This is a genomic window from Streptomyces sp. NPDC060000 (assembly GCF_042737375.1).
Classification (GTDB): domain Bacteria; phylum Actinomycetota; class Actinomycetes; order Streptomycetales; family Streptomycetaceae; genus Streptomyces.
In genome coordinates this window covers 113,770-128,240 of the sequence record NZ_JBHWUU010000012.1, presented here as the reverse complement: position 1 = coordinate 128,240, position 14,471 = coordinate 113,770, and the positions used below count along the sequence as shown (strand labels likewise).

Below are 14,471 nucleotides of genomic sequence, written 5' to 3'. Positions count from 1 at the left end.
CCCGACGCCATCCTGGCGTCGGGCCCTACCCGTCGTGTTGCGGCGTCCGCCAGCGCGGAGACGTCACCGTGCCCCTTGGGCCGGGTGAGACGTACCCAATCGCCTGCCCCCAAGCGTCGCCGGGGCCCACGCCTACGCCCTCGCGAACGACTACGGCATGCGGTGCCGCACATCCATACGGCGGAAACAATTCGGGCATGCATTTTCGGACCGCGTCGACATACCGATCATTGATGCGCCCCGGGTGCCGGTCAATGAATTTCGGGCACACCGATCGCGCGTTCGGGCAGGGTCGTCCAGGAGTCGCGAAATGGTTTCCGAGGCAGCGAAGATCAGGCGGATCGAGTTCAATTCTCCCTGCCGGTGACAGGACGTTCTCCATGCCCGATGAACTGCTCGACGAGGATGGTGCCGGGCACCACCTGTCGTTCTCCGTGCACTTCCACGGCGACCTCGACGCCGCTGCCCTGAACCCGACGCCGTCGCCGTCGTCCATGCGGACCGGCGGCTCACCTACGCCCAGCTGGACGCCGCGAGCAGGTTGTCCGTCGGTCGTCTCCGCGCGGCAGGGGCGGAATCGGCCACTACCGTCATTCCCTGCTGAGTTCCCAGAACCGGAACACCGTGGACGCGTCCAGGCAGTGGTCGACGCCGTGGACGCCGTCGCGGACGACCGCGTACTGCTTGGCCTGCCACACCGGCAGGACGGGGACCTGCCGGGCCACGATGTCCTGGATCTCGCCGAACGCCTCGCCGGCGTCCGTGCGGGAGCTTTCGGCGGCGGTGAGGGGGATCAGCCTGTCGGTGACGGCGCGGTTCGCGTAGTGGTTGCCCAGCACGTTGCCTTCGCCGAAGAACGGTGCCGTGAAGTTGTCGGCGTCGGGGTAGTCCGGCACCCACCCCTTGACGTAGACGCCGTATTTGCCGTCGGCGATGTCCTGCTCGTACTGGTCGAAGGGCACGGATTTCACCTTGGCGTCGAACAGCCCGCTGCCGTTGAGCTGTTCGGCGATCGCCTCCAGTTCCTGGTCGGTGGCCGGACCGTAGCGGACCGGGGTGGACCGGAGGGTAAGCCGCACCTTGTCGGTGATCCCGTCGGCGCGCAGCTCGGCGGCGGCCTTGGCCCTGGACGGGCGGCCGCCGTAGGTGTCGAAGAAGGCGGTGGTGTGGCCGTCGATGCCGGCCGGGACGATCGAGTACAGCGGGACCGCCGTGTCGCGGTAGATCTCCGTGACGAGGGCGTCGCGGTCGAGCAGGTAGGCGATGGCCCTGCGTACGGCCAGGTTGCCGGCCACCGGGTCGCGCATGTTGAAGACGAGATGCTGGACCTCGGCGCTGCTGCCCTCGACGATCTCGACGTCCTTGCGGTCGGCCCGCAGGTCGATGTCGGAGATGTCCTGGGCGCTCAGGCCGCGGTAGGCGACGTCCACCTCGTCGTCGAGCAGGGCCCGCTGCAGGGCGACCCGGTTGCCGCGGAAGAACCTCAGCGTGACGCCGGAGTTCTTCACCCTGGCGTTGCCCTTGTACCGCTCGTTGACCGAGAAGACCGCCTCGCCGTTGCTGAAGCGGTCCAGCTTGTAGGGACCGGAACCGACCGCCCCGCCGTCCTTGCGCAGGTTCCTCCTGTCGTACTCCTGGTGGTCCACGATGGAGCCGGCGGCGGACGCTATCTTGCTGGGGAAGGTCGCGTCGGGGACCTTCAGTTGGAAGATGACGGTCCTGTCGTCCGGCGTCTCGATCCGGTCGAGCGTACTGAACATGACCGCCGGACCGGCCGTGTCGCCGATCTGCAGGGTGCGGTTGAAGGAGAACCTGACGTCCTCCGCGGTGAGCGGGTCGCCGTTGCTGAACTCCAGACCCTCCTTGAGGACACACTTGTAGACCCGGGCGTGCTCGTCCGTGAAGGAACAGGCTTCGGCGGCGTCCGGCTCCGGGTCCGTGCGCCCGCTGGGGAAACCGAGCAGCGACTGGAAGACGTTGTTGAACAACATCCAGGAGCCCGGGTCGTAGCCGGAGGCGGGGTCCGTGGACAGTACGTCGTCGGACATTCCGACCACCACACGAGGGCTCTCGCCGAGGCCGGCACACCCTGTCAGCAGAGCGAAGGCCAGCGCCGCGGGGACGAGCCGGGCCGACCAGTGATGGAGCATGTTCACCGCATGTGCCTCGTTTTTGATTCTCGCTGGTCCATGGACTCTCGTGTTTTCGTGCTCTTTCGTGCTCTTCGTGCTTTTCACGCAGGGGTCGGTCCGGCGCCGCATGGAAAAGTCCCCGAACCGAAAAGGGATTCCGGGCGATCAGGGACTGTGGCGGATTACCGGGGACACCGAAGACAAGGGGGCTCGATCACCACGAAGGCATGTCGAAAGCGCCCGAGAAAGCCGATCGAGAGCACTCTACGTCCGGGAGGTCATGGGAATTCGTGTCCGTGGACGCGCTGTCCGAAGGGACAGCAGAACTGCACTTACCACCACTTGCGGGTACGGGGGCAACCGATCGCGGGTACGGAGGTCACACCCACCGCACCGGGAGCTGCCATGGCCCGTGCACGAGCATGCCGTGACGCCAGGTCACGTCCGCCGCCCCGCGCGGGGCGGCGGACGTCGAATCGGTCGGGGTCGGGGAAGCGCACCGGGTCGCGGTCGGCACCGGCGACGACGACCAGAACCAGCTCGCCGCCCCCGGGGATCACCGTGCCGCCGATGTCGACGGGCTCGGTGATGAACCACCCGCGACCGCGTTGCCACTGAACCTCGCCTTTGCGTCATGCCATGACTCCGACGAGCTGCTCTTCGGAGACCGGAAGCATGCGCTTGGCGTACTGTGCAGACGCCTTCGGCTCGGACAGCAGGGACCGGGTGGTGCGGCCGGTGACCTTCTGCCGGTCCGTCCGGTATGTGCCCAGCTGCAGTTTCGCGCTCCACTCCAGGCGGCTGTAAACCTCGAAGTCCACCTCCTGGGGCCGACGCCGGGAAGCGGAGTCCTGCCGGTTCGCCCGCCCCGGGAAGGGCGGACGGCACGGGAGGAGGGGGAATCCGTCCCGCCCTCGCGGGAGGCGGGCGGGACGGACGATCAGGCGGGGCGGCCCCGGGGTGACGGAGTCACATGGCGGCCCCGGGGTGACGGAGTCACATGGCGGTTCCGGTCGACCACAGCACCGCCCCGCCCGAACGGATCATGACGTTCCCGTCGGCCCCGAGGACCAGTTGGGCGCCGTTGTGGCCGTCCGTCCTGGAGGACCAGGCGGTCGCACCGTTCTGGGTGTACACCGCGAAGTTGCCGTCGGCCTGGAAGACCGCCTTGGCACCCTGGCCGACGGTTCCCGACCACCACAGCGGGGTGCCCTTCTTGTCGTACAGCACCAGATTGCCGTCGCCCTGAAAGACCAGCGTGATCCGGTTGGTGGTCCAGCTCTGCCCGGGTTCGAGCACGCCGGTGCCGTTCACCACGGTCGTCGTCCAGTGCTGCTGCGGCTGCTGACCGCGCGGAGTGCTGCTGGGCACCGGCGTCCTGCTCGGGGCTGGGGTGTGGCTCTGCGACATCGGTTCCACGGCCCGCACCTCACCCGTGGGCGAGGCCACCGCCACCTCGCCGATGCGATGGTGATCGGCACCGTCGCTCTTGGTCGTGCCGGACGTTCCCGGCCGCGGAGACACGGTGCTGCCGCTGTCCGGGTACTGGCCTTCGGACGCGTAGTCCTCGCCGGTGTCCCCCGCCCCCGCGTTGGACCTCTGCTGCGGCGCATCCTGACCGAACACGGTCGGCGTCAACAGGAACAGAGCACTGATCACGCCCGCTCCGGCCAGTACCGGCTTGGCGAGGCTCAGACGGAGTCGGGGACGCCCCTCCTCCGCGCTCTCGGACAGGGTGGAGGCCGCCCGGGCGCCCCGCCCCCGCTGGCGGCGCCTGCCGAGGTCCGCGGAGGCGTCGGGCTCGGAGCCGGCACCCGGCACCCCGGTCGTCGGCGCGGCCGGGCCGGCGGGGGCGGAGACGGTGGCACCCGTGTACGACGGGACAGGTGCGGCAGGAGAGCCGACCGTCGCGGCGACCGGTCCGGTGGGGCCGTGGTTCAGGACGTCCCCGGTGGCGGCGGGCGGGCCGCCGTGGCCTGTCTCACCCAACGGGGCCAGTTGCCAGGGCAGTTCGGTCTCCCACACCGCCTGACCGACGGACGCCCCAGTGGTGCGGTCGGGGCTGCCGGTGCCCGGCTCACGGTTGTTCATCTCCATGCCTTTCCCGGTCGATGGATGGAGTGTTCGATCAACGGCGACCGATGGGGTGTCTCTCCGCCCCCACGCCCGTGCTGCCGCCCGGCATCGGAGGACAGGCTGCGGAGGACGGCTGTACGCCTCGAGGGATGGCGACCACAGCGGGACGCCTCGCTTACCAGACCCTAAGGAAGGCACGGAGTCGGCTACGACAGCGGAGCCGGATCGTGCACGAACACACAACCGACCTACCCTTTCCGCCACCCTGCGGTCAGAGGATGCCCATGCGGATGGCGTAGGCGACGGCGTGGGTCCGGTTGCGCAGCTCCAGCCGCTTGACCACGGCCTGTATGACGCTTTTGATCAGACGCTCGGAGTAACTGAGCTTGCTGGCGATCTCCACCGTGTCCAGCCCCTCGGCCAGGAGCCTGAGCACGTCGATCTCGCGCTGCGCCAGCTCGACCGGCAGCAGCCCGGTGGCCGATTCGCTGTGCTGCATGATGCGCATCCGGTCCAGAAGTAAGCTCATCAGTACCGGAGGCACGACCGATCGCCCTTGGTACGCCTCGTCGGCCGCCGCGACGATCTGACTGAAGCTGGTGAACGGCCGTACCAGGAAGCTCGCCAGACCGTGATTGACCGCGAGCGCCAGTTGCTGCTCCGAGATGTGATCCGCGACCAGCACGATCCGTATGCGTCCACCGGTGCTCTGACTGGCCCGGCTCATCGCGGACAGCGTCTTGCCACCGACCGAGGCGGTGAGCATCACCAGGATGTCGGCGTCGGCCAGTTCTTCGTCCGGCAACAGCTCGATGCGCGCGTCCCTGGCCAGGAAGGCGACCGCGCCGTCACGCGTGAGCGGATCGTCGGTCTGTACGACGACCCGCGGCACCGGACGTGCTTCATCTCTGTTGTCAGGCATGGGGCTCCTAGTCGAGAACACGGCATCGCAACCGATGGCGTAGAGCCCGGCCTGCACCAGCGGGAGCTGTGCCGTTCGACGGTGCGATCAAGGTCCGGGACGGACCCGTGAACTGTGGGGGCGTCCTCAGTTGCTCGAGGCCGATCTTGACAGGCCTCGCGACGACTCCCACGGCTTCGCCGCCCATCAGTGCACTGTGAAACAAGAGCCCTGCCCACGTGTGCAATGTTGCCGTCCGTCGATGCAGCGCATCTCCGCACTCCCCCAAGGGTGTTGGCGCTCGGTCCGACGGCGGACCAGGAGGTCTCCTCCCTGGTGGCACGCGGTGGCGGGTTGGTGCGGATGATGGCGTTCCAGAGCAGCTGCGGCACCGTCGTTGTGGAGCTGGTGGCCCGGGTGCGGGTCAGCCACCCCGGTATCCGGGTGACGGTGACGCAGGCGGAACCGGTCGAGGCACGCCGGATGATCAGGACCGGCGAGGCCGATGCGGGCCTGTTGTGCAACGGGGAGAACGAGGACGACGTGAGCGCCGTCCAGGCCCTGGTGGCGTCCGGCCTCGGCATCAGCCTGGTCAACTGGAGGGCGCTGGTCTCCCCTGTCGCCCCGGCCTGGTGCACCGCCCGCTGCGGCACTGGCCAGGCGCCGCATGTAAGCGCTGCTGTGGCCGGACACGGCGGCCGTCCCCGCGGGGGCGACGGTGCTGAACGAGACCCGCGCGATCGCCACCGGCCTGCGCGGCTCCATCGGCGGCACGGCGGCCTGACGGGCGGCCTCGCCGTCTCAGGTCGACTCGCCTCGCCGTCTCAGGTCGACTCGCCTCCCCCGGCGCGCCCGCGGTCGGGGCGGTACCCGCGCCGGGAGCCGGTGCGGTGCGTTCGGCGCGGGGGCATCGGGGTGGGCGCTGGCGAAAGCGCCTCCGGCGGCCCGGCCGCATCCGAACGGGGCGCCTCCGACGAACCGCCCGCATCCGGCCGCGGAGCGGCGCCGGACGAATCGACGGCTGCCGGTCGCCGTGTTGCCCGGGACGGGCCACCCGCATCCGGCCGTGGTGCGGCCCCGGGCGACCCCGCGGTCTCCGGCCGCCTTGGCCGGAAGGTCAACCACCGCCCGGCGGTGCCGTCGGCGCCCACCGGCACATTGAGGCTCGTTGCCGTGACGTTGTCCGGCGCATACACGACACGGCCGGTCTCGTCCGCGAGAAGCTGCGCCGTGTTCCGGTCCGGCCGTCCCCCGCCGTTCCCGGTGCGGCAGGAAACCAGCACGATCGGGACGTCCGACGGCAGCCACGTCAGGCTGGGGCGGCGGCGCAGGAACCGCCCGAGATTCGTTCCGTCCACCCGCGCGTCGCGGGCCCGGGCGTTCAGGTGCAGATGTACGTGGTTCTCGCTGCCATGGCCCATGAAGAAGTACGGGGTCGTCCCCGGAACGTCTCTCGTCCACGGCAGCGGCCTGCCGGGTTCCGGCAGGGGGACGATCCCGCCAGGCACTTCTTCCGCCGACCGGAAATCGCGCTTGGCGCCCAACCCGGCGGCACCGGCCTGGAAGCTCGTGGCCCACTCCTGCGGCCTGAACGAAGCGCGTCCCAACGGCCTCTGCCGGCCGTCCTGGATGGTGTGGTGGGTGATGTCCGAGTCGAGGATCCGCTGACCGTCGACGGTGGTCAGCCACCCGGGTTTCGCCGGCAGCACGGTGCGACGCTCCTCGGCCGAGGCGGCGCCGAGATCGTCGGGCAGGCTGCGCAGCCACCGGCCCGGGTACTCGCCGTCCGCGCCGGGCAGCACAGCGATCCTGGTGCTTCGTCCGTCGGGCGACAGCGGGAAGTCCAGCACCCCGGTGTGAGACCACACGGTGCGGCCGGTGCGGGCCGCGATCAGGCGAGGCAGCTCCAGCCCGCCCGCACCGCCTTGGGACATCCCCAGGACGACAGGTGCCCCCGCGGGCAGCTGTCGCACCCCCGGGAGTGACGCCAGGTGGTCCGCGAACTCGTCCGGGCGCATCCGTCCGGTTCCGTCGGCGGTACGCACCCGGAGGGACCGGTGCATACCGCCGACCAGGACGAAGTACGGCACCGGCGCGAAGAACGAGGACGTGTACCACGGAGGCTGTTGCGGCTGGAAGGTCCGGTTGCCCTCGGCGTCGGCCGGTCCGGCGGCGTACGTCCTCCAGACCTCGAGCGACGACGACGCCTCCAGGCGCCTGACACCGTCGGGCCGGAAGTCGCGGCCCAGAGCGCCCCTGGTGTGTGTGCGCGACACGATCGGCACGGCGTCCGGCACAGGAACACTTTGTTCGGGCGCCACCTCCGCCGGACGGTCGGCCACGGTCGGCCCAGCGGCGTCCGCACTGGCGAGCCGCTCGTGCGACGCGCCCGGTCTGTCCGGTGTGTCGCCGGAGAGTACGGCGCTCTCATCGGCGAGCGGGCGGCCGTGAACCTGCCCGTACTCCCGCCCTTCCGGAAGCACGGTCACCACGGTCTGTCTGCGCCGGCTCTCGCGGGTCTCGCCGGGGGCGAGCGGTTCCTGGGGCACCGGGTCGAGGTGGACCAGGCCCTGCGAACCGTCCCGCAGGGTGTCGAACTCGGTGACGGCGCCGCTGAGCCGGTCCTGAGCGCCCGCCTGCTCGGATTCTGCCGTCACGGCCGGGGCGGGTTCGTCCTGCGCCACGGGTTCGTCCTGCGCCACGGATTCGCCCCGGGCCGCGGATTCGTCCCGGCCCACGGATTCGCCCCGGGCCGCGGATTCGTCCCGGCCCACGGATTCGCCCCGGGCCACGGATTCGCCCCGGGCCGCGAGTTCGTCCCGGGCCACGGATTCGCCCCGGGCCGCGAGTTCGTCCCGGGCCACGGATTCGCCCCGGGCCGCGAGTTCGTCCCGGGCCGCCGGGGCGGCCTCGTTCAGCCGGGCCAGGTCGCTCGCCGCGGCCAGGGCGTCGTTCTCGGCCCGGTCGGCGGCCACCGGGTTGCCGGGCGGGGCCGTGTCGGCTGCGGGGCCGTACAGCCGGGCCAGCAGCCGCGCCAGCGCCGGGTCGTTGGCCCACACCCATCCGGCGCCGTTGTTGCGCGGCCGACCGGTGTACGGATCGTGGCCGCGGTTGGCGCCCAGGTAGGCGGTGCTCGTCTGGGCGAAGTACTCCTCGGGGCCGGTGGACGCGTAGTTGTCGGCGGGACGGCCGTCGGTACCCAGGCGCGGGCCGTCGGCCCACTCGGTGTCGGGGCCGAGGTCCCGCCGGAACTGGTAGGCGGCGTGCACCAGCTGGCGTTCCGCGTCGTCGAGTCCGAAGAAGTGGACCAGGTGGGCGAGTTCGTGCAGGACGCTGGAGTAGCCGTCCGGGTGGGACGCCAGTCCGTCGATCCCGGTGTCCTCGCCAAGCAGGTTCTCCTCCGCCACCACCACCACGCGGGCGCCGAAGTCGGTCAGGCCTCGTGCCTCGCCCGCCGGGCGGGTCTGCCCGGCGTCGCCGTGGGTCCGCAGGTCCCGCAGGCTCTCGTAGCCGGGCAGGTCGGTCGGCCGGACGCCGCGCGGCACCAGCAGCACCCGCGCCCCGGATTCCCGTACCCGCTCGGCGGTGACCGGGTCGTGCAGCACCCGGGTGAGCTGCCGCAGCAGCTCGTTGCGGGCGGCGACCGGACGTGCGGCGCCCTCGCCGGGCGACGTGACCAGGGCGTCCGCGATGGCCGCGGCGGGCCCGGCCGGCCGCTGGGCGTAGAAGTCCGGGGCGGCGGACGGCCGTCCCTCCGGCCGGTCCTGCGCGACGCCGTCCGGCACCGGCGCGCCGTAGGAGCCCAGCGGGCGGCGCGAGGAGCCGGCCGCCGTGGCGACCGGTCGCAGCTCTGTGGCCAGCCGGTCGGCGGCCAGGGTCATCCGGTCGACCGCCGCCCGGTCCGGAGCGGCCGGGTCGGTCTTCCGGGCGAGGGAGCCCAGCCGGTCGCGCAGGCGGGTCAGGACGTCCAGCGCGGCGGACGCGGCGACCGGCTCGGCCGCCCGGGACAGACCGAGCAGCATGGCGGTGGCCTCGGGCCCGGCCAGCAGATCAGTCTCCGACAGGTGCGCCCACAGCGGTTCGAGGGACCGGGCGTCGCGCCACAGTCCGAGCACTTCCGCTCCGCGCGCGTCCAGGTTGACCGGGTCGAGCAGCGCCGTCGCGTACCGCAATTCCTCGCGGAGCCGGGCGCCCTGCGGGCCGCCGTCCGTCCGGCGGACGCGGACGTCGTCGGCGTATGCCGTCCGCAACAGCTCATGGAGTTCCTGGATGTGGGCGGCCACCTCGTCGTCGCGCACCAGCGGCCCGGCCGGTGCCGGCTCGGCCTTCTGCCGGGACTCGTCGTCCGGGCGGTCGCCGACCGCCGGGTCGCCGACCACGTGGGTGTCCTCATCGGCGTGGCCGGCGGTGTCGGGCGCGTCGGCCGTCGCTCCGAGCAGCGACTGCTCGGCGGGGCTCAGCAGACGGGTCAGGTCCGCACCGAGCGCGAGCTGCGGGAACCGGATCGCCTCCGGACCCAGGTCCAGCAGCTCCCGCGGCGGCCGGATCAGGGTGCCCTCCGCGTCGAGGTCGATCGACGCGGCGATGCCCGTGATCCGCGGCGGATCCAGCAGCAGCCGGCCGCTGCCGTGGTCGAACCACCGGACGTGGCCCCGGACGTTGGCCGCGGACAGCGGACCGCCGAGGGCGCTGTCCGGGCCTTCGGGCACCACGAGCGACCGGGCGCCCGAGCCGGCGGCCAGCAGCACCCGCTCCAGGTCCGCCACCAGCTCGGTGCCCGGCCCGCGCCAGAGCCGGAAGGCCAGACCGGTCCGCTCCCGGTCCGCCTCGGTCAGGGCACCGGGTTCGTCCCTGCCGTCGGGGCCGTCGATGCCGTCGGTGCCGCCCGGCTCGTCCTCCGTCGGCATCCGGTCGACGGCGACGGCGTCAGCCGCGGCGTCGACGGTGGTGCCGTCCGGGCGCCGGGCGAGCGCGGCCTCGATGCGCGCCAGGAGGTCGGCCAGCCGTTCGGGCGGGACGTCCCCGGTGTCGCGGGCCAGCACCCACAGGGCGTCCAGGGCCTGGTCGGCGTCGGCGGCCGCGTCGGGGTGGCCCTGCTGCCCGGTCCGGACCGACGCCTCCACGGCTCGGTCCAGCAGGCCGTGCAGGCGCGGGTCGAGGGTCCGCAGTCGCTCGCCGCGGCGCCCGGTCTCGGCCTGGACGGCGTCGCCGAAGCTCTGCCGGCGCTGCCAGGACGTCCGGTAGATCTCACCCAGTTCCGTCTGGTCGAGTCCCAGCCGGTCCGCGTCCGCGCGTACCGCCGCGGTGAGCAGACCGGCGGTCTCCGCCTGGGCGCCGGTCAGACCGAGCGTCCCGGGGGCGTCCGGGTCGAGCGGGTCGAACGCATGGACCCGGCCGGAGGGGCCGGCCCAGCGGCTGTGGGCCCGTTCGTCCACGCCGCTGATGTCGGCCCGGACCGGCACGTCCAGCTCGTGGGCGAGGTCCCGGACCAGGTAGTCCACCGACAGGGCCATGAACGGGACGATCTGAGGAAGCCGGACCGGTGCCGGGATGAATCCCTCGACAGCCATGAGCAGGTCGCGGACCCGGTTGACCTCCCGCACGACCGCGTGCACCAGGTCCTCCGGATCCTCCCCGAGCGGGAGCTCGGACAGGCGCCCGACCAGCATGCCTTGGTACCGGGAGATGCTCTCGGGCTCCGCGACGTCCGGGTCCACGGCCCGCGCCTCGGCCAGGTCCGCCAGCATGGTGACCACCGCCCAGCGCAGCACGGCCCGGTGAGCCCGCTCGGCCAGCGCCCGGCGGTCCAGGTGCAGCACCACCGCGTCGAGCGGGCCGGCGGCCCCGGACCTGATCCGGCGGGCCACCGACTGGTGCAGGCGGGCCGCGTCGGCCCCGCGCTCGTCCGCCGCCCGCTCGATCAGGGTGGTCAGGTCGAGCGGGCGCGCCGTGTTCAGGGCCGCCCAGTCCGCGTCGTCGTCGCGTGGAGCGGATGGCTGCTCCGTCCGGGCCCGCAGTTCGTCGACCTCCGCCTGGAACAGCTCCGCGTAGACGTCGCCGGTGAAGACCTTGCTGTACAGGACGTCGCGGCGGGTCGCGTCCGGCCACAGCAGGTTCCGGGTGTACCGCTCCGCCTCCAGCCGGTAGCGGCCGCGCAGCCGCACCAGGTAGACCGGACCCTGCTGCTTGATGTGCTGTTCGCGCCGGTAGTTCTCGGTGCCCGCCCCGGCCAGGCCGCTGCCGGTGCTCCGCGAGAACCCGGTGGAGCCCCCGCCGGTGTACGGCTGGTAGGCCTGGCCGTCCGGCGACTGCGCCGGGTCGTGGCTGTGCAGGACACCCGACCCGGAGACGCCCGCGGAGGCGGAGGGACGCCAGCGGTCGTTGCTCGCAGCGGCCGTCGTGCCGCTCTGGTGCTTGGTGTAACGGCCGGTTCCAGTGCCGCTGACCGGGCCGAGAACCTCCAGGTCGAACAGGTCGCCGCTCATGTGGAGCTTGGCCCGCCGGGACGAGTGGCCCGGCACGAACAGCGCGTCGGTCATCAGGTAACGCCGGCCCGCGGACGCCTCGTGAAGGTGGTTGGCCAGGTGGCCGCGGCTCATCAGCTGCCGGATACCGAGGCTGGTGCGGGTCCGCGCGCCGTCCGCCTGGGGGCCGAACAGCCGGGTCATCAGTTCCAGGGCGGCCGACAGTCCGTCGTCCAGCAGGACGCCGGAGACGTAGGCGTCACCGGGCAGTTCGGGCAGCGGTCGCAGGCCGCGCGCGACCGACGGGCCGTGCTGCGGACGGAACTCCGCCAGACCGCGCGGGACCTGCAGGTCGATCAGGCCGGAGACGCTGGCGACGGCGGCGGTGGACCGGGCGGCGTCCAGGCCGCGGTACAACCCGGCCAGCGCGTTGTTCAGCAGCCGGCCCGCCGTGTCGAGGCGGCTGGCCCGGACGGTGAAGGTGAGTCCGTACCGAGCCAGAAGGGTGTCGTCATAGGCGTAGACGGTCTGCTCGGTCGTGCCCGTCTCGGCCTGGGTGACGCCGCGGTGGCGGCCCTCGCCGAATCCGACGCCGCCGCTGCCGGAGGCGTTCGCCTCGCCGCTGCCGAACTTGGCGGCGGTGAACGTCTGGGAGGCGTCGCGGGAGGTGGTGGTGGCGGTGCTCACATAGCCGTGACCGTATTTCTCCAGGCCGGTCCCGGGGCGGAAGTCGTACACGTCGGGGCCGCCGTCGAGCGTAGCCGTCAGTTTGATCTCGACGATGTCGGACAGCAGCCAGCCGATCTGGTTGACCAGGTAGAAGGTGTGGCCGTTGGGGGAGAGCAGGTCCTCCACCATGGCCACCTCGCGGCCTTCGGACAGCAGCCCCTGCAGCATGTTCTCGGCGCCCTGCAGGCGTCCGATCCTGCGCCCGTCACCGGTCCACAGCGCGGGCCGGGAGGACAGCAGCCCCGGCGCGACCCGGTCCACCTGCTCGCGCACGAGGTCGTACGTCGACCGGCCGTCGGGGTAGCTGATCGCGTGCACCGCACTGTGGCCCAGGGTCCGGCCGCCCGGGTCCCGGCGGGTCAGGTACTCGGGGAGCTCGATCTCGGTGAAGCCGCTGCCGGAGTCCTTCAGCTCCTGCCCGAAGCGGTCGTTGAACGCGGTCCGGGTCCGCTCGTCCAACACCGTCAGAGCGCCGTTGTCGTGCAGCCGCGCCAACAGCCCGGCCAGCTCGCGGCGGTTCGCGGTGAGCCCGTCCAGGGTGTCCGCCACCGCCTGGGCGCCGGCCCGAGTCAGCGGCCGGGGGCCCGGCTCGGGCACGTCCCGCGTCCAGCGCGACAGCACACCGGCGACAGTGTTGCCGCTGAGCCTGACCTCTCCGGCGCGCCAGCGGTTCATGACGTCGACGAGCTGTTCGTCGGAAACCGGCAGGACGTCCCTGGCGTACTGCTCCAGCGCCTCGGGCTCGGACAGCAGGTACAGGGCCGTGCGCCCGGTGACCTCCCGCCGGTCCGACCGGTGCGCGTCCGGTACGAGTTTCGCGACCTTGTCCACGTGGCTGGTGACCACGTAGTCCAGCGAGGTGCGGTAGGCGTAGCCGCGGTTGAAATCGAGCTTGATCTGCTCCTCGGCTCCGGTGCGCCCCCCGCTGGACGCGGTGTTCCACTGCCAGCTCCGGGAGGCGTCCGCCCCGCCCTGGACGAAGCCCGCGCCGTCCGGCGTCGACCCGCCCGCGGTGACGTCGGCCTGCGCCCACCGCAGACCGGCGGAGCTGGTGTCAGTGCTGTTGGTCTGGCTCATCCACAACCGGATGACGCCCAGCACGAACATGTCCTTCGTGGCCCCCGCGAACTCGGACGGCCCCATCGTGGCCCGCACGTCGACCGCGCCGAGGGTGTCCCGGAAGAAGCCGGCGCCGAAGAATTGGTCGGTGGTGTAACGGCCGTTCAGGATCTCTTTCAGGTGCGCCCGCACCTGGATGGTGCTGGTGAAGGAGGACAGCTCCTGGTCGGCCTCGCCCTGCGGGCCGACCAGTTCGGCGAGCGCCGAGGCCGCGGCCTCGCGCAGGCCGGTGGCGTCGACGTGGTAGACCACCGCCTGTTCGAGCACCGAGCGCGGAGTCCTGTGCGGCGACGTCGTACCGGGGGGTGCCGGGTTGACGAGCGGCGGCAGGTACGCCACGGCCCGCTGCTCGAGCAGCGAGATGGGTTCCGGGTCGCGTGTCCCAGGCCGTATACGGCCCTGCAGACCACTGTGCCGGAGTTTCAGGGTGACGATGTAGTCGCTGAAGAGGGCGTGCTTGTACACGACCCCCGGGTACTCGAGCAGTTCGGGGCGGTTGTTGAGGAACGAGACGGCATCGGTGCCGCCGACCGAGCGTTGCAGGTCGAACCCGGCCAGGGAGCCCCTGAGCTGCTGGAACAGGGTCTTGAACCGGAAGCCGAGGGCGATCTTCCGGCTGCCGCTGCTGAACTGGCCGGCGGTGTCCATGCCCATCGCGAGATTGACGGTGGCCATCTCGTCGGTCGAGCCCTCGAACCTCGGCGGCAGGCCCGGGGAGGTGACCGCCCTGATCGTCACCTGCACGGCGTCCACGTCGAGGTCGACGCCGAGACCGCCCCGGCGCCTGAACATCGTGAAGGCCAGACCGGACTGGTGCAGCTGGTCGTAGTGCGACTCCAGTCCGCGCCGGGAGACGTACTTGTTCAGCAGCTCGTGGTTCTCCAGCTGACTGTTCAGCTTGTTGGCGTGCGACCACCAGCGGCTCGCGGCGAGCGGCGCCACCTCGTCCTCGGGCAGGAACCCGAGCCGGCGCAGTTCCCGGGCCAGCCCGTCGTACAGCCCGCGCACCGTGTCCTCGTCGACGTCGACGAGGCCCATGCCGATGCCACG

General features: G+C 71.9%; 5 protein-coding genes and 1 pseudogene (1 of these 6 running past the window's edge). 1 reads left to right on the top strand and 5 read right to left on the bottom strand.

Going from position 1 to position 14,471, the window contains the following annotated elements:
• Window positions 1-590: 590 nt before the first annotated feature.
• The 4 genes from ACFWBB_RS09530 to ACFWBB_RS09515 form a co-directional block, all read right to left on the bottom strand.
• Complete coding sequence (locus ACFWBB_RS09530; RefSeq protein ID WP_385268869.1) at window positions 591-2,150, bottom strand: ABC transporter substrate-binding protein; 1,560 nt, start codon at window positions 2,148-2,150, stop codon at window positions 591-593.
• A 614-nt stretch (window positions 2,151-2,764) separates the two neighbouring features.
• Entirely contained in the window at window positions 2,765-2,953 is a 189-nt protein-coding gene (locus ACFWBB_RS09525) for a hypothetical protein (RefSeq protein WP_385268855.1), read from the bottom strand.
• 175 nt (window positions 2,954-3,128) lie between these two features.
• Window positions 3,129-4,229, bottom strand: coding sequence for a hypothetical protein (locus ACFWBB_RS09520; RefSeq protein WP_385268853.1), 1,101 nt, complete (start codon window positions 4,227-4,229; stop codon window positions 3,129-3,131).
• A 250-nt stretch (window positions 4,230-4,479) separates the two neighbouring features.
• The gene (locus ACFWBB_RS09515) at window positions 4,480-5,187 is read right to left on the bottom strand and encodes a response regulator transcription factor (protein ID WP_385268851.1); all 708 of its coding nucleotides are present in this window, start codon (window positions 5,185-5,187) and stop codon (window positions 4,480-4,482) included.
• 168 nt (window positions 5,188-5,355) lie between these two features.
• Here ACFWBB_RS09515 and ACFWBB_RS09510 point away from each other — a divergent pair.
• Window positions 5,356-5,643, top strand: a pseudogene (locus ACFWBB_RS09510) (LysR substrate-binding domain-containing protein); the annotation flags it as partial.
• A 290-nt stretch (window positions 5,644-5,933) separates the two neighbouring features.
• Here the strand turns inward: ACFWBB_RS09510 and ACFWBB_RS09505 are convergent.
• Window positions 5,934-14,471, bottom strand: the final stretch of a protein-coding gene (locus ACFWBB_RS09505; RefSeq protein WP_385268849.1) for a glycosyltransferase. It continues 37,620 nt past the right edge of the window; 8,538 of the gene's 46,158 nt are visible here — the last part of the coding sequence; its start codon lies off the right edge, out of view; it ends in the stop codon at window positions 5,934-5,936.

What these genes read in the sequence shown, in the direction of transcription:
- ACFWBB_RS09530 (WP_385268869.1), bottom strand. Translation starts at nt 2,150, where the DNA reads ATGCTCCATCACTGGTCGGCCCGGCTCGTCCCCGCGGCGCTGGCCTTC.
- ACFWBB_RS09520 (WP_385268853.1), bottom strand. Translation starts at nt 4,229, where the DNA reads ATGGAGATGAACAACCGTGAGCCGGGCACCGGCAGCCCCGACCGCACC.